This window comes from Streptomyces clavifer, assembly GCF_036345975.1.
In the GTDB taxonomy this organism is placed as follows: Bacteria; Actinomycetota; Actinomycetes; order Streptomycetales; family Streptomycetaceae; genus Streptomyces; species Streptomyces clavifer.
The window spans coordinates 6,677,032-6,697,053 of sequence record NZ_CP107793.1; the positions used below are offsets into that span (position 1 = coordinate 6,677,032).

Sequence of the window (20,022 nt, forward strand, 5' to 3'; positions counted from 1 at the left end):
CACTGCTGACACAGATGCGAACAAGGGACCCCGCATGGACATGCACCAGGGCGCCGAGCCACCCTCACGCCAGGAACGCTCCCCGCTGCCCCTGCGGCTCGCCGGCGCGCTCGCGATCGCATACTGGAACACACACGGCCCGGGCACCGGCCCGAGCGCCCGCCGACCCCTGGGAGCCCCCGCATGACCAGCGCAGGAGACCCCGCTCCGCCCCCACCGGGCGGCGTGCTGTGGAGTCTCGCCGGCGACGTCCGGGGCCTGCTGATGCTTCCCGCGGCCCTCACCCTCCAGGTCGCCCACCCCGCGGTCGGAGCAGGAGTCGACGAGCACTCGGTCTTCCGCACCGACCCCTGGGGACGCGGCGAACGCTCCCTGCGCTCGCTCCAGCTCTGGATATACGGGGGAGAGGCGGCCGTCGAGGAGGGGCGCAGGCTCCGGCAGCTGCACCGCACCATCCAGGGCACCGACACCCGCGGCCGCCGCTACCACGCGCTCGCCCCCGCGAACTACGCCTGGGTGCACGCCACCGGCTTTCCCGTGTACCAGCATGCCTCGCGCTATCTGGTCCGCCGCCTCACCGACGCACAGGAACGGGCGCTGTACCGGGAATGGCTCCAGGTGGGGCGGGTGCTCGGCATCCACGACCGGGACATGCCGCAGACCGTCGAGGAGTTCTGGCCGTACTACCGGAAGATGCTGGCCGAAGAGGTGGAGGCGACGGTCGTCGTCCGGGAACTGGTCGCCGCGGACCGCCCCGTACCCCCGCCCGACCTGGGCCCGCCGGTCCTGCGACCGCTCGTCGCGGCGGTGTGGCCGCTCCTGCTTCCGCCACTCGCCCGGTTCCGCAGCTTCATCACCGTCGGGCTGATGCCGCCCGACGCCCGCGACGCGCTCGGGCTCGCGTGGAGCCCGGACCAGGAGCGGCGGCTCCGGCGGTTGTGCACCGTGATCCGGCTGGTGGTGCCGGCGCTCCCCGAGCGGCTGCGCTATCTGCCGCTCGCCCGGTCCGCGCGTGCCGCCCGGCACGCGGAGCTGAAGGCGCGGGGGCTCCGGTGACGCGCCGGAGGGCCGGGCGGACGGAGCGCCCGGGCCTCAGGATGTGGAACTCGCCCTGCACGGTTTCACCCACCGCCGCGACGGTGACGGAGCGTACATCCCCCTGGATCAGCCGCCCCGCCGCCTGATCCCTCTCCTGCTGGACGAGAGGGCGACATATCGGATCACAGACGGACAAGCCGATCCAGCTTGTTGATCCCGGGAGATGTGCGCCGTGTGTGGTACTGCCTACGGAGAGCGAATTCTCGCACTGCGTGAAAGGTGCCATTTGTGTCAAACGACGAGCAGGGAACGGGCAGGCGGGGTGAGTACCTGCCGGTCACGGCCGATCTGCCCGCGGATCCGCACCATGGACGGCACCCCACGACCGACCGGGTGGTCTTCGGTGTCACGGCGGGCCTCACCGTCGCCTTCGTGGTCTGGGGCTCCACGGCCACCGACTCGCTGGAGAGCGTCTCCACCCGGTTGCTCAACGGTCTGATCCACAACGGTGGATGGGCCTTCATGCTGGCCGCCTCCGCGTTCGTCGTCTTCGCCCTCTGGCTCGCGATCAGCCGCTACGGGACGATCTCCCTCGGCCAGGAGGGGGAGGAGCCCGAATTCAGGACGGTCTCGTGGGTCGCGATGATGTTCAGCGCCGGCATGGGAATCGGCCTGATGTTCTACGGAGTGAGCGAGCCGCTGGCCCACTTCGTCGACCCGCCCCCCGGAACCCGGCCCGCGGACGCGGCCGAGGCGCTGCAGACCGCGATGGCGACCACCCTCTTCCACTGGACGCTGCACCCCTGGGCGATCTACGCGGTCGTCGGGCTCGCCATCGCGTACAGCACCTACCGGCGGCGCAGGCGGCAGACGATCAGCGCGGTCTTCGAGCCGCTCATCGGTACCCGGCACGCCCGGGGGACCGCCGGCCGGATCATCGACATCCTCGCCATCTTCGCGACCCTCTTCGGTTCCGCGGCCTCCCTGGGGCTCGGAGCCCTCCAGATCGGCAGCGGCTTCCAGGAACTCAACTGGATGGAGAAGACCGGCACCGGCCTCCTCGTGGCGATCATCGCCGTCCTCACCGTCGCCTTCGTCGCCTCCGCCGTGTCCGGCGTGGAGAAGGGCATCCAGTGGCTGTCGAACATCAACATGGTGCTCGCGCTGATCCTGGTGGTCTTCGTCTTCATCGCAGGCCCCACCATCATCGTGCTCGACCTGCTGCCCACCTCGATCGCCGCGTACTTCGGTGACCTCGCCCAGCTCGCCGGACGCACCGAGGCGACCGGCGAGGGCGAGGTGGCCGACTGGCTGGGCAGCTGGACGGTCTTCTACTGGGCCTGGTGGATCTCCTGGACGCCCTTCGTCGGCATGTTCATCGCCAGGATCAGCCGGGGCCGGACGATCCGGCAGTTCGTGGGTGGCGTGATCCTGGTGCCCAGCACCGTCAGCCTGATCTGGTTCGCCGTGATGGGCGGCTCGGCGATCAACCTCGAGGAGGCCGGCCGGCTCACCGGCGTCGGCGACACCCCGGAGGCCCAGCTCTTCGGCGTGCTCCAGGAGTTCCCCATCGCCACGGTGATGAGCATCCTGGTCATGATCCTGGTGGGCATCTTCTTCGTCTCCGGCGCCGACGCCGCCTCGATCGTGATGGGCACGCTCTCCCAGAAGGGGGTGCTCGAACCCGCCAAGTGGGTCGTCGTCTTCTGGGGTGTCGTCACGGGCGCCGTGGCGGCGGTCATGCTGCTCATCGGTGACGGCAAGGGCGACGCGCTGGCGGGGCTGCAGAACCTGACGATCCTGGTCGCCGCGCCGTTCACCCTCGTGATGATCGGGATGTGCGTCTCTCTGATGCGGGACCTGCGGGAGGACCCGATGATCGTCCGCAGGGAGTTCGGTGTGGAGGCGGTCGAGTCCGCTGTCATCGAGGGCCACGCCAAGTACGACGGGGACTTCGAGATCCGGATCGGCCCGGGTACCGCGGAGATCACCCGTGACCAGCGGCACAAGAACGAACCACCCGGCTGACCCCCGATGCGGCCCGGTCCACCGGCCGGGCCGCAGCCGTCGCCCCGACGACCGGCACCACGGGGGAGCGTGCCGGTCGCAGCCGCCGTCCGGCGGGGCGGGCACCCGTGCGGATTCGTTAGGATCGGCACCCTGATGACTGCCACTCTCGTCGCCAAGGAACTCGCCGCCGGGCACGGCGACCGCACGCTCTTCGCCGGACTCGACCTCGTCGTCGCACCCGGCGACGTGATCGGTCTCGTCGGAGCCAACGGCGCAGGTAAATCGTCGCTGCTGCGACTGCTCGCCGGTCTCGACCGGCCGGAGGAGGGTGAGCTGCGGCTCTCCCCGCCCAGCGCCACCGTCGGGCACCTCCCGCAGGAGCCCGAGCGCCGCGAGGGCGAGTCCGTGCGGGAATTCCTCGCCCGCCGCACCGGCGTCGCCGACGCCCAGACGGCGATGGACACAGCGACCCAGGCACTCGTCGACGGGGCGCCCGGTGCGGACGACGCGTACTCCGAGACGCTGGAGCGCTGGCTCGCCCTCGGCGGCGCCGACCTCGACGAGCGTGCCGAGGAGGTGGCTGCCGAGCTCGGCCTGACCATCGGCCTCGACCTCCCCATGACCGCGCTCTCCGGCGGCCAGGCGGCCCGCGCCGGGCTGGCCTCGCTGCTGCTGTCGCGCTACGACGTGTTCCTGCTCGACGAGCCCACCAACGACCTGGACCTCGACGGGCTGGAGCGCCTCGAACGCTTCGTCTCCGGACTGCGGGCCGGCACCGTCGTCGTCAGTCACGACCGCGAGTTCCTCATGCGCACGGTCACCAAGGTCCTGGAGCTGGACCTCGCCCAGCAGCAGATCAACCTCTACGGCGGCGGCTACGCCTCCTACCTGGAGGAGCGCGAGCGCGCCCGCTCGCACGCCCGCGAGGAGTTCGAGGAGTACGCCGACAAGCGCACGGCCCTGGAGGGCCGCGCACAGATGCAGCGGGGCTGGATGGACAAGGGCGTCAAGAACGCCCGCCGCAAGGCCACCGACAACGACAAGATCGGCCGGAAGTTCCGCAGCGAGGCCAGCGAGAAGCAGGCCGCGAAGGCCAAGCAGACGCAGCGCATGATCGAGCGCCTCGACGTCGTCGAGGAACCACGCAAGGAGTGGGAGCTGCGGATGGAGATCGCCTCGGCCCCGCGCTCCGGATCCGTCGTCGCCACCCTCCGCGAGGCCGTCGTGGCCCGAGGCGACTTCTCCTTCGGCCCCGCCACCCTGCAGGTCGACTGGGCGGACCGCGTCGCCATCACCGGAGCCAACGGGGCGGGCAAGTCCACCCTGCTCGCCGCCCTGCTGGGCCGGCTGCCGCTCGATTCGGGGCACGCCTCGCTCGGCTCGGGCGTCGTCGTCGGCGAGGTGGACCAGGCGCGTGCGCTCTTCCACGGCACGGAGAGCCTGCTGGACGCGTTCTGCGCCGCCGTCCCCGACACCGAACCGGCCGAGGTGCGCACCCTGCTCGCCAAGTTCGGCCTGCGCGCCCACCACGTGCTGCGGCCGGCCACGACGCTCTCCCCGGGAGAACGCACCCGCGCCGGCCTGGCCCTCCTCCAGGGCAGGGGCGTCAACCTGTTGGTCCTGGACGAGCCGACGAACCACCTGGACCTGCCGGCGATCGAGCAGCTCGAGGGGGCCCTGGACGCGTACACCGGGACCCTGCTGCTGGTCACGCACGACCGGCGGATGCTCGAGGCCGTCCACACGACCCGCAGGGTCGAGGTCGCCGGCGGCAAGGTCGTCGAGACCGCCTGAAACACGGAGGCCCGTCCCTCCCGGTGTGCGGGAAGGACGGGCCCGGTGCGTGTGGTTCGTGTGGTCCGTGCGGACCGACGTCAGTCGACGTAGCGGATGTCGGACGAGGAGTAGATGCAGTTCGTGCCGTCCGCACCCGAGCCGATCTCGCTCGGCTCGCCGCTGGTCGTGCCTTTGTACTTGGTGCAGATCTTCATGTCACGGTCGCCGTCGTCGTAGATCGTGACGCCCGAGATCCGTGCCGTGTCACCGTAGTTGGTGTTGATGCCGACCAGGCTCGTGCCGGGGGCGGTCGCCCAGATGTTCTGCAGCTGGATGTGCCGCGCGTTCTGCGTGGAGCAGTTGCCGCAGGAGCGGACCAGCTTGCCGAAGTCGTCCACCTGGAAGTTCTTCACGACCAGGGTGCCGACCCCGTTGTGCTGGAAGACCTTGTCCTCGGCCAGCTTCGCACCGCCGCCGTCGATCGTACGGACCGTCGAGGAGGAGCCGCCGCGGAAGGTCGCCGCGTCCTCGCCCACGTCCTCCCACCAGACGTTCTTGAGGGTGCAGGTGCCCGCGCAGTGCACGCCGTCCGCAGCCGGAGCGCCGAGGATGACGTTCTGCAGGGTGGCGCCGTCCGCCAGCTTGATCATCGGGGGCTGGTCCTCGTCCTGGCCCCCGCTGCCCAGGTCACCGGTACCGTACAGGCGCTTCAGGCCACCGTCGTACGTGCCCGACACCTCGATGGTCGCCGAGACCGCCTGGCTGCCGTTGGCCGTCGGCCAGGACGGCGGGGAGCCCGGGTCGGTGGGCGGGTCGGTCGGGTCGGTCGGCGGGTCCGTGGGGGTCGTGCCCGCCGTGGTGAAGGTCCAGCTCTTGCTGGTCACCGAGTCGCAGGAGTTCTGCTGGACCAGGGCACCCGAAGCCGTCGAACTGTCCTTGACGTTCAGGCACTTGCCGCCGTTGCTGTTGACGACCCGGTAGGTGTTGCCGCTGACCGAGGTCAGCGTCCACACCTGGGTCGCCGCACCGCTGCAGTTCTGCTGCTCGACCGCCTTGCCCGCGCTGGTGGAGGCGTCCTTCACCCCCGCACACCGGGAGCTGTGCGCGGCGGCCAGCGTGTAGCCACTCCCCGAGGAGGTGAGCTTCCACGTCTGACCGGCCGCACCGTTGCAGGCGCTCTGGGCGAGCTGGGTGCCGGCGGTGGTGCTCGATCCGGGGACGCCCAGACACAGCCCGCTGGCCGCGTTCTTCAGGCTGTACGAGCCGGTGGCCGGGGCGGCTGTCGCCGAACCGGTCGCGAACAGAGCGGTGAGCCCCGCGGCGATCACGGAGACCGTGGCGACGAGCGCGGCGGCCGCACGGCCGCCACGCCTTCTGACGTGCTGATTCCTGGTGCGCACTAGGTATTCCTTTCACCGCCTGCGGTGTCCTCCGCAGGCACCTGTCGGTGGATGGGTGCGGTGGTGAAGGCTGTCCCCGATTCCGAGAACGATTCCTTATCGTGAATCGAGTTCGTGTATGTGAATCGCGGTGACGTTATGTCACCCATTTCGCGCGGTCAAGCGGCTGGTGCGGAGCTGGTGCGGACGATCAGCCGGCAGGGTGCGCCGGGGTGGCTGTGGAGTCCCGGACGACCAGGGAGGTCGCCAGCACGGTCTGTGCCGTGGCCGGACCGCCGCCCGACGTCTCCACGGTCTGGATGAGCAGATCGACCGCCGTGCGGCCCGCCGCCGCGGTCGGCATGGCGACGGTGGTCAGCCGGGGGCGGTTCAGCCGGCCGGCCACGGTGTCGTCCACGCCGATCACGCTGAGGTCCCGGGGTATCCGCACGCCCCGGTCGTCGAACCCCTCGATGAGCCCGATGGCGACCAGGTCGTTGTAGGCGATCACTCCGGTCGCGCCGGTCTCCAGGACGGCGGGCGCCGCCACGATCCCGCCGTGCTCCGTCGGCGGATTGGGGGCGAGCACGTCGAGCCTGACCCCCTGGTCCGCCGCCGCCCGGCCTGCGGCCCTGCGCATCTGCGCGCTGGTCCACGAGCCGCGTGGCCCGCCGACCAGGGCCAGATGCTCATGGCCCAGCCCGGCCAGGTGTTCCACGGCCAGCGCTGCTCCGTGCGCCACATCCATCAGGACGGCGGACAGCCCTGCCACGGACCGGTTGACCAGGACGAACGGCAGCTCGCCGCCCAGTCGGCCGATGACGTCGTTGGCCAGCCGGGGGCTGACCAGGATCACGCCGTCCACCTGCCGGGCCAGGGTCCGGATCAGTTCCTCCTCGACAGCCACGTCCTCGTCGGTGTCGGCCACGAAGACCTGGTAGCCGCGGACCCTGGCGTACGCCTGGGCGGCCTTGATGAGCGGGGGGTAGAAGGGGTTGGCGATGTCGGAGACGATCAGTCCCAGATTCCGGGTGCGCCCCGTGGTCAGGGCGCGCGCGGTCTCGTTGGGCCGGTAGCCCAGGTCCGCGGCGATGGCGAGCACCCGTTCCCGGGTCTCCCGCTTGACCAGGTGCGAGGCCGAGAAGGCCCGGGAGACGGTCGAGACATGAACCCCGGCAGCCTGGGCGACGTCACGGATGGTCATGGCCACGGTTGCTTCCCCTCGCCCGCCCCGCGCCGCCGCCCGCACTGTCGCTCGCGGGCCGCAGGCCGACGCTCTGCCCCAGGGGCCCCACCCTATGGCCTTTGCTGTGGATCACACCGGGCTCGCGGGGTCCTGCAACCGGTTGCAGGAAAAGGCAGGTCAGGAGACCCGTGTGGACGACCGTATCGCCGTGCGGTGGGTGGCCCGAGCTGCCGGCGGGCTGTTGGAGGGAGTGGGGGAGCGTGAGGTGCCGGACATCGGGGGTCCTCTCCGTGGGGACTGGGTGGGGGTGCGAGGAGGGCGGGGGTAGGGCCCCGCCCCGCGGCTCGCGGTCGGCTCATGCGGTGTCCGTGCTCAGGGCTGGGTGCTGAGTGCTGAGTGTGCGGCTCGTGGGGTACGCGGTGCGCGATCCGTGTGCGGCAATGCAACCGGTTGCATCACCGACTGGACATCAGGGTCGCGTTGAGTCCTGGACATGTCAATGCCTCGCGCAACACCTGTTCCGCGTGCGGGTCCTGTCACCCCGCACCCGCACCCCTCAGCTCCGGGCCGGAACGCACGGAGCGGGCGGACAGGAGCTTCTCCTGTCCGCCCGCTCCTCCGCCTCAGCGCTTGCGGCCGCCCCGGTCGGAACCCGTCACTCCCGCGCGCCGCAACGCGTCGGCCATCGCACTGTTGGCCGGTGCGGCGGCCGGGCGCGGGGCAGCCCCCTGGCCGCCGTCGCGCGAGCGGCCCTGGCCGCCGCCCTGACGCTCGCTGCTCCGGTTCTGCCGCTGTCCCTGACCGCCCTGTCCCTGGCGCGGGCCCTGCTCGCCCTGCCGCTGGCGCGGCGGACGCTCGCCTTCGCCGCGGCCGTTCCTCTCGCGCCGAGGACTCTGTCCGCCGCCCTGTGCGTCGGCGGCCTCGTCGTCCAGCCGCAGCGTCAGCGAGATCCGCTTGCGGGGGATGTCGACGTCCATGACCTTCACCTTGACGATGTCACCCGGCTTGACGACATCGCGCGGATCCTTGACGAACGTCCGGGACATCGCCGACACGTGCACCAGACCGTCCTGGTGGACACCGATGTCCACGAACGCGCCGAATGCCGCCACGTTCGTCACGACGCCCTCCAGCACCATTCCGGAGGCCAGGTCGCCGATCTTCTCGACACCCTCCTTGAAGGTGGCCGTCCGGAAGGCGGGTCGCGGGTCGCGGCCGGGCTTCTCCAGCTCCTTCAGGATGTCGGTCACCGTCGGCAGACCGAACTTCTCGTCCACGAACTCGTCGGGCCGCAACGACCGCAGGACGTCCGTGTTGCCGACCAGCGAGGCGACGTCGTTGCCCGTCCGCTTCACCATCGTCCGCACCACGGGGTACGCCTCCGGGTGCACGCTCGACGCGTCCAGCGGGTCGTCGCCGCCCCGGATCCGGAGGAAGCCCGCGCACTGTTCGTAGGCCTTCGGTCCCAGTCGCGCCACGTCCTTCAACGCCCTGCGGGACCGGAAGGGGCCGTTGGTGTCCCGGTGCGCCACGATGTTCTCGGCGAGCCCGGTACCGATGCCCGACACCCGTGAGAGCAGCCGCGCCGAGGCGGTGTTGACGTCGACACCGACACCGTTCACGCAGTCCTCCACCACCGCGTCCAGCGAACGCGACAGCTTCACCTCGGACAGGTCGTGCTGGTACTGGCCGACACCGATCGACTTCGGGTCGATCTTCACCAGCTCGGCCAGCGGGTCCTGCAGCCGCCGGGCGATCGACACGGCGCCGCGCAACGAGACGTCCATGTCGGGGAGTTCCTGCGAGGCGAAGGCCGACGCCGAGTACACGGACGCGCCGGCCTCCGACACCATCACCTTGGTGAGGTTCAGCTCCGGGTGCCTGTCGCACAGTTCGCCGGCGAGTTTGTCGGTCTCGCGCGACGCCGTGCCGTTGCCGATCGCGATCAGATCGACCCGGTGCTCCCTGGCCAGCCGCTCCAGCGTGGCCAGGGACTGGTCCCACTTGTTCGCCGGCACGTGCGGATGGATGACCTCCGTCGCGACGACCTTGCCGGTGGCGTCCACCACGGCGACCTTCACACCGGTCCGGAAACCGGGGTCGAGTCCCAGCGTCGCGCGGGTGCCGGCCGGTGCGGCGAGCAGGAGGTCGCGCAGGTTCGACGCGAAGACGCGTACCGCCTCGTCCTCCGCCGCCGTGCGCAGCCGCAGCCGCATGTCGATCCCGAGGTGGACCAGGATCCGGGTCCGCCAGGCCCAGCGCACCGTGTCGGCCAGCCACTTGTCGCCCGGCCTGCCGCGGTCGGCGACGCCGAAACGGCGGGCGATCATGTTCTCGTACGCCGACGGGCCCGGCTGCCCCGGGTCCGGCTCCTCCGGCTCCAGGACCAGGTCGAGCACGTCCTCCTTCTCGCCCCTGAGCATGGCGAGGACCCGGTGCGAGGGCAGTGCGGTGAAAGGCTCCGCGAAGTCGAAGTAGTCGGCGAACTTCGCGCCCGCCTCCTCCTTGCCGTCGCGGACCTTCGCCACGACCCGCCCGCGCGACCACATGCGCTCGCGCAGCTCGCCGGTCAGGTCGGCGTCCTCCGAGAAGCGCTCGGTCAGGATGGAGCGGGCACCCTCCAGGGCCGCCGCCGGATCCGCCACGCCCTTGCCGGCGTCGACGAACGCGGCCGCCGCGATGAGCGGGTCCCTGGACGGGTCGTCGAGCAGCCCGGACGCGAGGGGCTCCAGGCCCGCCTCGCGCGCGATCTGCGCCTTCGTCCGGCGTTTCGGCTTGAAGGGCAGGTAGATGTCCTCCAGACGCGCCTTCGTGTCGGCCGCCCGGATCTGCGCCTCCAGCGCGGCGTCGAGCTTGCCCTGCTCCTGTACGGAGTCGAGGACCGCCTTGCGGCGGTCCTCCAGTTCCCGCAGGTACCGCAGCCGTTCCTCGAGCGTGCGCAGCTGCGCGTCGTCGAGCATCTCGGTCGCTTCCTTGCGGTAGCGCGCGATGAACGGCACGGTCGAGCCGCCGTCGAGCAGCTCGACGGCGGCCTTCACCTGACGCTCACGTACGCCGAGCTCCTCGGCGATCCTGCCTTCGATGGACGTCGTCACGGTTTTCCCGACTCGCCTTCTCGTACTGGCTGTGCTGGCTGTGTGCCACGGAGTGGTCCACATCCGGGGTGGTCCCCTTCGCCTGCATTGTGCCGGGTGGCCGGGTGCCGTGTCGCGTGACCTGGTCGGACGTGGTGCCGCGGACCGCCCGGTCAGGCGCGGCGGGTCCGGCCGCCGCGCGACGCGCCGCCGAAGAGCTTGGCCACGAGCCGGAAGGGGAGCGTCACCACGGTGGCCACGGCGGAGCCGATGGTGCGGAAGACGTCGGCGATCGTGCGCATGATGTTCTCCTTCGTCGGGGTGGTGTGCTCGTACGCCTGACCCCGACCGCGGCCGGTAAACGTACCCGGGCTCAGCCCTTGCCGACGAGGTCGTCCGGGAACGCCCCGGCGGCCGCCGCCGTGAACAGGTACGCGCGCCCCAGCTCCGTCAGCCGCTCCACCCCCTCCGCGCCCAGGTGCTCGTAGGGCGCGGCGTCCATCCGGTCCGTGGCCTCCTCCAGACCGGACCTCAGGGCCGTGCCCGCCTCGGTCAGCTCGCCCGTGTCGTCCAGCAGGCCGCGCCCGCGCAGCCGCTCGACCGCCGCGTCCCAGTCGGTGCGCCGCCAGCCGCGGGTCGCGAGGATCCAGCGCGGCGCCATGCCCTTGCCGGTGGCGGTGTGGCTGACCAGGGCCTCGACCGGGTCGAGGCCGGCCTCGAGCAGGGCGACGAGGTGGGCGTCGCCCCGGTGCTCGCGCAGCAGCGTCGCCGCGTGCCAGAAGGCCAGGTGCGGCTCGTCCGGCACCGGCAGATCGGCATGGGCCGCGTACAGCGGCCGGGCGTGGCGGGTGCAGGCCTCCGCGGCGCGCAGGGCCAGTCCGGCGGCCTCCGCCATCCCGGGGGAGGCGACGACGTCCTCGCCGAGCACCCGGCGCAGCGTCGCGTCGGCGGCGCGCAGCCGTGCGTCGAGTGCCGCCCGGGGCGAGGCGACGGACCACACGGCGGGCAGGTGGCGTGCCACCAGCTCGTGGTTGAAGTTGTAGAACGTGGCCGTGACCGCTCCGGCCCCGACAGCGCCCAGCGCGGCGCCGCGGGCGGCGAAGTAGGCGGCGCTCGCATCGTCGATGCCGAGCTCGCCGAACTCCTTGCCCAGGTCGGGGGAGAAGTAGACGCAGGAGTGCAGCGGGTTGACCGAGTTGTGGCAGCGGCGCCCGGCGCGCGGCGGAAGAGTACTCATGGCAGCACGTTACCGACTGGTCGGTACGGAGTGGAACCCCGGGGCGGCCATGAGATGGGCAGCGTCACCGCGATGGCGGGAAAGGTGGGAAACTCGTCATTGCGGCCATGGGCCGGGCCGCCTCAGGATGGCAGGCATGAAGCAGCGATCCGTACTCGTCGTGCTCTTCGACGACGTGCTGAGCCTCGACGTGAGCGGCCCGATGGAGGTCTTCGCCGGGGCCTCCCGGACCCCCGGGGTCTCCTACGAGCTGCGCACCGCTTCCCTGACCGGTGCGCCGGTCCGCTGCTCCAGCGGCCTCACCCTGGTCCCCGACGGTGCACTCGTCGACGCCGGCGTGCCGGACATGCTCCTCGTCCCCGGCGGGCCCGGGACCCGCACCCCCGACCCGGCGCTGATCGACTGGCTGCGTGCGAACGCCCCGCGCGCGGGGCAGCTGGTCTCCGTCTGTTCCGGCGCGCTGCTCCTCGCCGGGGCCGGGCAGCTCGACGGCCACCGCGTGACCACCCACTGGTCGCTCTGCGAGATGCTCGCCCGTGACCACCCGGCGGTCGAGGTGGACCCCGAACCGATCTTCGTGCGCGACGGCAGGCTGGCCACCTCGGCGGGCGTCACCGCCGGCATCGACCTCGCGCTCGCCCTCGTGGAGGAGGACCACGGCAGGGAGGTGGCGCTCACCGTGGCCCGCCACCTCGTCGTCTTCCTGCGGCGCCCCGGCAACCAGGCCCAGTTCAGCGCCCAGCTCACCGCTCAGACCGCCGTCCGCGAGCCGCTGCGGGACGTACAGCACTGGATCACCCAGCACCCGGACGCCGACCTCTGCGTGGAGGCACTCGCGGCCCGCGCCAGGCTCTCGCCCCGTCACTTCACCCGGGCCTTCCGGGCGGAGACCGGACTGACCCCGGGCCGGTACGTCGAGCGGGTACGCCTCGAACAGGCCCGCCGCCTCCTGGAGGACACCACCGACGGCGTCGCCGGGATCTCGCGCGCCAGCGGCTACGGCACCCCCGAGGCGATGCGGCGCGCCTTCGTCAAGGCACTCGGAACCGCGCCCGCCGAATACCGCAGACGCTTCAACTCCCCGCCCGTGCAGTCCGGACACCGACCCTGAGGATTCCTGTGCAGATCGCCATCGTGCTCTTCGACCGCTTCACCGCCCTCGATGCCGTGGGGCCCTACGAGATCCTCAGCCGCGCCCCCGGAGCCGAGACGGTCTTCGTCGCCGAGCGGACCGGAGCGGTGCGCAACGACAGCGGGAGCCTCGCGCTCGTCGCCGACCGTACGCTCGACGACGTCCCGGCCCCCGACCTCCTGCTCGTGCCGGGTGGCCCCGGGCAGAGCGACCAGATGGAGAACGAGAACCTGCTGGGCTGGCTGCGCGCGGCCGATGCCACCAGCACCTGGACGACATCGGTGTGCACCGGCTCGCTGCTGCTCGCCGCAGCCGGACTGCTCGACGGCCGCCGTGCCACCTCGCACTGGCTCGCCCTCGACATGCTCGGGACGTACGGGGCCGAGCCCACCGGCGAGCGCGTCGTCCTGGACGGCAAGTACGTCACCGCCGCCGGAGTGTCCTCCGGCATCGACATGGGCCTCACCCTGCTCGGCCGGATCGCCGGGGACGAGCACGCCCGGGCCGTCCAGCTGCTCACCGAGTACGACCCCCGGCCGCCCTACGACGCGGGGTCCCCCGAGAAGGCCCCGGCCGCCCTGGTCGAGGAGTTCCGGACGGGCAGCCGGTTCAGCCTGCGGTAGCGGTGGTTTCCGCCGGCTCCGTGGTCCAGGTGAAGAGGGGCGTGCGACGCTCCAGGAAGGCGGCGACCCCCTCTGCGGTGTCGCCGCTTCCGCGCGCCTGCTCCGACCAGTACGCGTCCCGGTCCTCGCGGCCGTCGGCGAACTCCTTCGCCGCGGCCTGGGTCAGCTGCGAACCCGACGCCAGGACCTGCGCGAACGACCGCACCCGCGCGTCCAGTCCGCCCGCCGGCAGCACCTCGTCCACCAGCCCGGTGCGCAGGGCCCGCTCCGTGCCGATCAGCTCGCCCGAGAAGAGCAGGAACTTCGCGGTGGCCGGGCCGACCAGCGAGACCAGCCGCCGGGTCGACGAGGAGGGGTAGACGATGCCGAGCTTGGCCGGGGTGACGCCGAACGACGCGCCCTCCTCCGCGAACCGCAGATCACAGGCCGCCGCGAGCTGACTGCCGCCGCCCACGCAGTACCCGCGCACCGCGGCCAGCGTCGGGCGCGGGAACGCCGCCAGGGCCTCCTCCGCCCGGACGGCGAGCTCCTGCGCACGGCTGCCGGGCTCCCGGAGCGAGCCGATGTCCGCGCCGGCGCAGAAGGTGTCCCCGGCACCGGTGAGCACCAGGACCCGCACCGCCGGGTCGGCGGCCAGCCGCTCCAGCAGGCCGGGCAGCGACCGCCACATGTCCGCGGTCATCGCGTTGCGCTTGGCGGGGTTGCTGATGACGACGCCGGCCACACCGTCCGAGACGGTGTGCTCCAGCCGCGCCTGCTCCCTGGGATCCATGCGCCGGATGCTATCCGTACGCTCCGTACCTATGATCGGGAAGGGGTCGCGAAGCGCGCACTCCGAGGAGCGTTCGATGGCCGGACCCACGACCGAGGGCAGGCGGCTCAAGCGCAGTTTCGGCGGTCTCGCCCTGCTCGGCGTCCTGCTGGTGATCGCGGGGCTCGTCGGCCTCGTCTACACCGGCGTCGCCACGCTCACCTCGATGCTCCTCTTCGGCTGGCTGCTGCTCATCGGCGGCGTGGTCGGCCTCCTCCACGCGATCCAGGCGCGCGGCACCCCGTACTTCTGGCTGGGTGTGGTCGTCGCGGCGCTGAACATCGCGGCCGGGGTGGTCGTCCTGCGCCACCCGCACGGCACGGCCGAGGCGCTGACCATGTTCGCCGCGCTGCTCTTCCTCACCGGGGGAGTGTTCCGTCTGGCGGGGAGCGTGGTCGTGCGCGGCCCGCAGTTCGGCTGGACGCTGCTGCAAGGGGCGTTCGGGCTGCTGCTGGGGCTCCTCGTGCTCTTCGACTGGCCGCACAGCAGCCTCTACGTGCTCGGCTGCTTCTTCTCGCTGGCCCTGCTCTTCGACGGCCTCGGACTGATCGCGACCGGGGTCGGCGGCCGACGCATCGTCAGCCTGGTGACCGACCAGATGACGCCCGAAGCGGACGAGAAGTAGTCCCCTCACCTGACGTTGTCATATCCACCCGGTCATATTGCTTCCATAAGTGGTCACTTGCGGTCAGGGGCCCGGTACGGACCAAGCTCTTCCCGACACTCGTTACCCGATAGCCGGTGAGGTACTAGTCGAGAGCGGGTGCCGGTCCATGGAGAGCCGCGAGAGTGTTCCGGCCCGTCCCGTGTCGTACGAAGGGGTGTGGCGCTTCACCGCCCCCGCCGTCGACGCGTCGGTGCCGCAGGCCCGGCACGCCGTGCGGGACCTGCTGGACCGGCAGGGCGTACCCGTCGACGACGACGTCCTCCACGGCCTGCTCCTGATCGTCTCGGAGCTGGTCACCAACGCGGTCAAGCACGCGGCGCTGCTCTCGCCCGAGCTCGTGGTGGAGGCGGCCATCGGAGCCGAATGGATCAGGGTCTCCGTCGAGGACAACCACCCCTACCGCCCCACCGCCCTGGTCACCGACCACGGGCAGACGGGCGGGCGGGGACTCCTGCTGGTCCGTGAGGTCACCGCCGAGGCGGGCGGCACCTGCGACGTGGAGCACACGGCGGGAGGCGGCAAGATCATCTGGGCGGCGCTGCCACTGAAGACACAGCTCTGACCGCCCCCTACCGCCCCGCGGCGTCACCAGCCCGCGGACGGACCCGTCAGCTCCCTGATCGCGGGGCGCGCGGCATCCAGCACCGTCATGAACCAGGCCGAGAACGGCGCGGCCGCATGCCGGTCGGCGAGCTCGCCGGCGGTCACGAAGGCCGTCTCGCCGACCTCCTCCGCGTCCGGCCGGAGCTGCTCCTGCGCCATGCCGACGAACAGGTGGTTGAACTCCTGCTCCACCAGCCCCGACACCGGGTCCGGGTGGTTGTAGCGGACCGTGCCGGCGGCGGCCAGCAGCGACGGGGAGATCCCCAGCTCCTCGTACGTACGCCGGGCGGCTGCCGCGAAGGGAGCCTCGCCCGGGTACGGATGACCGCAGCAGGTGTTCGACCACACGCCGGGGGAGTGGTACTTGCCGAGTGCACGGCGCTGCAGCAGCAGCCGCCCCTGCTCGTCGAAGAGGAACACGGAGAACGCCCGGTGCAGCTGGCCGGGAGCCTGGTGGGCGGCGAGCTTCTCCGCGGTGCCGATGGTGGTGCCGCTCTCGTCGACCAGTTCGAGCATGATCGCGTCTGCGGTGCCGTTCGACGAGCTGTGCGCCGCGGTGGCTGGTGTGGTCGGCATACCCATCCTTCGCTTTGGCACCCGGCCTGGTGCGCCGGGCCCTCTGGTTCCGGACAAGTCTGCCGTACAAAAGCCGCTAGTCCTCACTTCGGGTGCTGGCATGTCCGTCCCGCCGCACCCCGACGGGCACGGCGGGACGGACACCGCGTCAGACCCCGAAGGCGGCCGGATAGCGGATCGTGCCCGCCGGAACCGGCACGGACGCGTCGAGCACCAGCGCCATCATCGCCTCGTCGGGAACGTCGAAGCCCGGCCGGATCCCGAACCGCGACGCGGGTACGAAGCCGAACGCCGGGTAGTACCCGGGATGGCCGAGCACCAGGACGAGTGACTCGCCCCGCAGCCGGGCAGCGTCCAGCGCCGCCCGCACGACCGCGCGGCCCGCTCCCGCGCGCTGGTGACCGGGGGCGGTGGCCACCGGGGCCAGCGCGAGCGCCGGCGCGTCCCCGACCCGGCACCGGGTCAGCAGGGCGTGCGCCGCCACGGAACCGTCCGGCGCCTCGGCCACGTACGACAGGCCGGGCAGCCAGGCGTCCGGGTCGCCGCGCAGTGCGTCCACCAGGGCGGCCTCGGCCCGGGTGGGGAACGCCGCCGAGACGACACCGTGCACCGCCTCCCGGTCGGCCGGCGCCTCCGGGCGGGTGCGCCACCGGGGATCGGAGGGACGCAGCACATAGCCGGCGTACCCGTACTCGGTGCCGTACGCGCGCCGGGCCGCCAGTTCCTCACGGGTGGCCGCCAGCGCGGCCTCCATACCGGGAGCCGACGGATCGGCCGCCGCGGCCCTCTCGGCCAGCGGGACGTAGTACTCGTCCCAGTCGCTCCCGGGCTGCACCAGCACCCCGAGCAGATGACAGCCCGCCGCCACGGCCGCGGCCGCGTTGGCCGCGACCGTGCGCAGCGACACGTGCTGCTCCCAGAAGGCGCGGGCGCCGGCGGACGGTGAGCCGGTGGTCCAGACGCACTCGGTGACCACCATCGAGCCACCCGGTGCGAGCAGCCGCTGCCAGTCGCGCAGCGCGGTGTCGAACCCGATGCAGTACGCCGACCCCTCGGCCCAGACGAGGTCGAAGGAGCCGTCGGCGAAGGCGGGACCGGTGAGATCGCCCATATCGGCTCGGAAGGTACGGATCCGGTCGCCGAGTCCGCGTGCCTCCGCGGCCTCGCGCAACTCGTCGAGGAACGGCTGGTGCAGATCGACCGCCGTCACCTCGGCACCCGCCTCGGCGGCGAGCAGCAGAGAGGCCCGGCCCGGACCGCAGCCCAGGTCCAGGACGCGCGGACGGACGGGCTGCGGGCCCGCGAGAGCGAGGAGCCGCCGTGTGGTGGCGTCGGAACCGGGGCTCTGCCGGGGCAGGCGGTCGTGCAGTGCGAAGAACGCGTCACGCAGGTGATTGGTCAACGTGGGAAACCCTTGGATCGAGAGGGCTCCGGCCGACGGCGACGTGGAAACAGCCGAGGGTCAGCCGAGAACCCGGGAGATGAGGAAGGACCGGTCGCTGCGCCGGGCAGCAGTCGTCTGGACAGTCATCAACCTCAGCTCCTTCTCACTTCGGGTCCGGGTGCACGGACGTGACGGCGGAACCCTAGCACCGGCCGGCCGGGCTCAGTGGCAGAGTCTCGCCTCGTGCTCCGCGTGCCCGCTCGGCTCCAGCTGGAAGGTGCAGTGCTCGACGTCGAAGTGCACGCCCAGGCAGCCCTGCAGATCGTGCAGGAGCTTCTCGTGCCCGATCGAGTCCAGCATCTCCTGGTGGACGACCACGTGCGCGGAGAGCACGGGCATGCCGGAGGTGATGGTCCAGGCATGCAGGTCGTGGACGTCCAGCACACCCGGCAGGGCCGTGATGTGGGCGCGCACCTCTTCCATGTCGACGCCCTTGGGCGCCGACTCCAGCAGCACGTTGAGCGTCTCGCGCAGGAGCTTCACCGTCCGCGGGACGATCATGAGGCCGATCAGCAGCGAGGCGATCGGGTCGGCGGCCTGCCAGCCGGTGGCCATGATGATGCCCGCCGAGACGAGCACCGTGACCGAGCCGAGAGTGTCCGCGACCACCTCCAGATAGGCACCCCTCACGTTGAGGCTGTCCTTCTGCCCGCGCATCAGCAGGGACAGGGAGACTACGTTGGCGACCAGGCCGACGGCGGCGAACGCGATGGCCAGACCGCCCTGGGTCTCGGCCGGGGTGATGAAGCGGTCGACGGCCTCGAAGACCAGATAACCGCCGACCCCCAGGAGCAGCAGACAGTTGGCCAGTGCCGCCAGGATCTCGGCACGGGCGAAGCCGAAGGTGCGGTTGGGCCCGGCCGGCCGGTTGGCGAAGTGGATCGCGAGCAGGGCCATGCCGAGGCCGAGCGCGTCGGTCGCCATGTGGGCCGCGTCCGCGATCAGGGCGAGCGAGTCGGAGAGCAGCCCGCCGATGATCTCCATGACCATGATGCCGAGCGTGATGCCCAGCGCGACCCTGAGCCGGCCCTTGTACGCGGCGGCGGCCGTGCCCGTCGGGGGCGGCCCTCCGTGCGTGTGCCCGTGATCGTGGCCAGCCCCCATGGAACGCCTCCGGAACGCGTCGTACCCCTCGGGCGCCGACCGCCCGATGTGGCCAGTGAACTACGGGCGGGGGGTACCGGGCAACACGGCATTGAACACCGTTGTCATGTGCTCTGACCTGCGGAAACGTTCGCAGGTCAGAGCATCGGCCCGGGGTCGCGGATCACTGGGCGCGGGCCTCCGGGTGGCGCAGGCACCAGCCCTCCCACGCCGACTCGACCATCTCGCGCACCCCGCGCCGGGCCGTCCACCCCAGCTCCTCGGTCATGCGGTCGGCGGACGCGACGGCACGGGCCGCGTCCCCCGGCCTGCGCGCCTCGACCACGGGCTCCACGGGACGGCCGGTGACCTCGCCCACCAGGTCGGCGAGCTGCCGCACCGATACGCCCTCACCGCGGCCGATGTTCACGGTCAGGTCCTCGCCGGCGCCCTGACCGGCCAGCTTCCGCGCCACGGCGAGATGCGCGTCGGCCAGATCGGCGACGTGGATGTAGTCGCGGACACAGGTGCCGTCCGGCGTCGGGTAGTCGTCACCGAAGATCCGCGGTGCCTCACCGCGCGTCAGCCTGTCGAAGAACATCGGGACGACGTTGAAGACACCCGTGTCGGACAGCTCGGGCCGGTCGGTACCCGCCACGTTGAAGTACCGCAGACAGGCTGTGGAGATCCCGTGTGCCCGCCCCGCGGCCCGCACCATCCACTCGCCCACGAGCTTGGTCTCGCCGTACGGGTTGATGGGCGCGCACGGGGTGTCCTCCGCGATGAGGTCCGTGTCCGGCACGCCGTACACCGCCGCCGACGAGGAGAGGAGGAACTGCCGCACACCGGCCGCGACCACGGCCTCCAGCAGCACGGCGAGCCCGGTGACGTTCTCCCGGTAGTAGAGCAGCGGCTTCTCCACGGACTCGCCGACCTGCTTCTTCGCCGCGAGATGCACCACACCCGTGATCGCGTGCTCGGCCAGCACCCGGTCGAGCAGCCCGCGGTCGTGGGCCGAACCGCGCACCAGCTCGATGTCCGCGGGCAGCCGGCCGGCGATACCCGTCGAGATGTCGTCGAGCACGACGACCTTCTCCCCGGCCCCCGTCATGGCCCTCGCCACGTGTGCCCCGATGTAACCGGCCCCGCCTGTGATCAACCACGTCATACGCGTCAGCTTAGGCCGACCGGTGGGGGACCCGCCGGGTACCTCCCCCCGCCCGGCCGCCCGACCGCGGGCGGGACGCGGTTTGTGGGGCGGGGCATCGATCGACGATGATGATCGCGAACGGCGCCGCATCATGGCCGCTTCACCCGAACGGAGCACAAACGGGCGGTGAACTCGGCCTTCCGTTCATCCGATAGCCTCAGCCGATGCGCCCC

The 20,022-nt window shown here is 71.7% G+C and carries 18 protein-coding genes and 1 pseudogene; 9 read left to right on the plus strand and 10 right to left on the minus strand.

The window, feature by feature from the left end:
• The first annotated feature begins 34 nt into the window (after positions 1-34).
• The 5 genes and pseudogenes from OG927_RS29030 to OG927_RS29050 all read left to right on the plus strand — a co-directional run bounded on the left by OG927_RS29030 (position 35) and on the right by OG927_RS29050 (position 4,842).
• Entirely contained in the window at positions 35-187 is a 153-nt protein-coding gene (locus OG927_RS29030) for a hypothetical protein (protein WP_274922807.1), read from the plus strand.
• A complete protein-coding gene (locus tag OG927_RS29035; protein ID WP_330321039.1) occupies positions 184-1,056 on the plus strand; it encodes an oxygenase MpaB family protein in 873 nt (290 codons plus the stop codon). Before OG927_RS29030 ends, OG927_RS29035 begins: the two co-directional genes overlap by 4 nt.
• A 46-nt stretch (positions 1,057-1,102) precedes the next feature.
• Positions 1,103-1,252, plus strand: a pseudogene (locus tag OG927_RS29040) (carboxypeptidase); the annotation flags it as partial.
• A 74-nt stretch (positions 1,253-1,326) separates the two neighbouring features.
• Complete coding sequence (locus OG927_RS29045; RefSeq protein ID WP_124280486.1) at positions 1,327-3,066, plus strand: BCCT family transporter; 1,740 nt, start codon at positions 1,327-1,329, stop codon at positions 3,064-3,066.
• 135 nt (positions 3,067-3,201) lie between these two features.
• Positions 3,202-4,842, plus strand: coding sequence for an ABC-F family ATP-binding cassette domain-containing protein (locus tag OG927_RS29050; protein WP_056792451.1), 1,641 nt, complete (start codon positions 3,202-3,204; stop codon positions 4,840-4,842).
• 80 nt (positions 4,843-4,922) lie between these two features.
• Here the strand turns inward: OG927_RS29050 and OG927_RS36045 are convergent, their stop codons facing one another.
• From OG927_RS36045 to OG927_RS29080, 5 genes are all read right to left on the minus strand, one after another.
• The gene (locus OG927_RS36045; RefSeq protein WP_408058112.1) at positions 4,923-6,224 is read right to left on the minus strand and encodes a pectate lyase; all 1,302 of its coding nucleotides are present in this window, start codon (positions 6,222-6,224) and stop codon (positions 4,923-4,925) included.
• A 190-nt stretch (positions 6,225-6,414) separates the two neighbouring features.
• Complete coding sequence (locus tag OG927_RS29065; RefSeq protein ID WP_056792529.1) at positions 6,415-7,407, minus strand: LacI family DNA-binding transcriptional regulator; 993 nt, start codon at positions 7,405-7,407, stop codon at positions 6,415-6,417.
• 605 nt (positions 7,408-8,012) lie between these two features.
• A complete protein-coding gene (locus OG927_RS29070; protein ID WP_330321040.1) occupies positions 8,013-10,484 on the minus strand; it encodes a Tex family protein in 2,472 nt (823 codons plus the stop codon).
• Positions 10,485-10,636: 152 nt separating this feature from the next.
• Positions 10,637-10,768, minus strand: coding sequence for an LPFR motif small protein (locus OG927_RS29075; protein WP_274922829.1), 132 nt, complete (start codon positions 10,766-10,768; stop codon positions 10,637-10,639).
• 68 nt (positions 10,769-10,836) lie between these two features.
• Positions 10,837-11,700 (minus strand): SCO6745 family protein, encoded by an 864-nt coding sequence (locus tag OG927_RS29080; protein ID WP_056792454.1) that lies wholly within the window; start codon positions 11,698-11,700, stop codon positions 10,837-10,839.
• 136 nt (positions 11,701-11,836) lie between these two features.
• Here OG927_RS29080 and OG927_RS29085 point away from each other — a divergent pair, with 136 nt between their 5' ends.
• Positions 11,837-12,811, plus strand: coding sequence for a GlxA family transcriptional regulator (locus OG927_RS29085; RefSeq protein ID WP_056792455.1), 975 nt, complete (start codon positions 11,837-11,839; stop codon positions 12,809-12,811).
• Between the two features lie 8 nt (positions 12,812-12,819).
• Positions 12,820-13,455 (plus strand): DJ-1/PfpI family protein, encoded by a 636-nt coding sequence (locus tag OG927_RS29090; RefSeq protein ID WP_056792456.1) that lies wholly within the window; start codon positions 12,820-12,822, stop codon positions 13,453-13,455.
• On the opposite strand, the gene OG927_RS29095 is transcribed toward OG927_RS29090, so the two are convergent.
• Positions 13,442-14,227, minus strand: coding sequence for an enoyl-CoA hydratase/isomerase family protein (locus tag OG927_RS29095; RefSeq protein ID WP_056792457.1), 786 nt, complete (start codon positions 14,225-14,227; stop codon positions 13,442-13,444). The genes OG927_RS29090 and OG927_RS29095 overlap by 14 nt on opposite strands.
• A 76-nt stretch (positions 14,228-14,303) precedes the next feature.
• On the opposite strand from OG927_RS29095, the gene OG927_RS29100 reads away from it, so the two are divergent.
• Positions 14,304-14,891: an HdeD family acid-resistance protein gene (locus OG927_RS29100; protein WP_056792458.1), complete on the plus strand. Its 588-nt coding sequence runs from the start codon at positions 14,304-14,306 to the stop codon at positions 14,889-14,891.
• A 148-nt stretch (positions 14,892-15,039) separates the two neighbouring features.
• The gene (locus tag OG927_RS29105) at positions 15,040-15,495 is read left to right on the plus strand and encodes an ATP-binding protein (RefSeq protein ID WP_330321041.1); all 456 of its coding nucleotides are present in this window, start codon (positions 15,040-15,042) and stop codon (positions 15,493-15,495) included.
• A 23-nt stretch (positions 15,496-15,518) separates the two neighbouring features.
• On the opposite strand, the gene idi is transcribed toward OG927_RS29105, so the two are convergent.
• The 4 genes from idi to galE all read right to left on the minus strand — a co-directional run bounded on the left by idi (position 15,519) and on the right by galE (position 19,807).
• Positions 15,519-16,112: an isopentenyl-diphosphate Delta-isomerase gene (idi, locus tag OG927_RS29110; protein ID WP_056792460.1), complete on the minus strand. Its 594-nt coding sequence runs from the start codon at positions 16,110-16,112 to the stop codon at positions 15,519-15,521.
• Between the two features lie 148 nt (positions 16,113-16,260).
• Positions 16,261-17,514 (minus strand): bifunctional class I SAM-dependent methyltransferase/N-acetyltransferase, encoded by a 1,254-nt coding sequence (locus OG927_RS29115; protein ID WP_330321042.1) that lies wholly within the window; start codon positions 17,512-17,514, stop codon positions 16,261-16,263.
• 204 nt (positions 17,515-17,718) lie between these two features.
• On the minus strand, positions 17,719-18,660 hold the full coding sequence (locus OG927_RS29120; protein WP_330321043.1) for a cation diffusion facilitator family transporter: 942 nt from the start codon (positions 18,658-18,660) through the stop codon (positions 17,719-17,721).
• 163 nt (positions 18,661-18,823) lie between these two features.
• On the minus strand, positions 18,824-19,807 hold the full coding sequence (galE, locus tag OG927_RS29125; protein WP_056792463.1) for a UDP-glucose 4-epimerase GalE: 984 nt from the start codon (positions 19,805-19,807) through the stop codon (positions 18,824-18,826).
• Between the last annotated feature and the right edge of the window lie 215 nt (positions 19,808-20,022).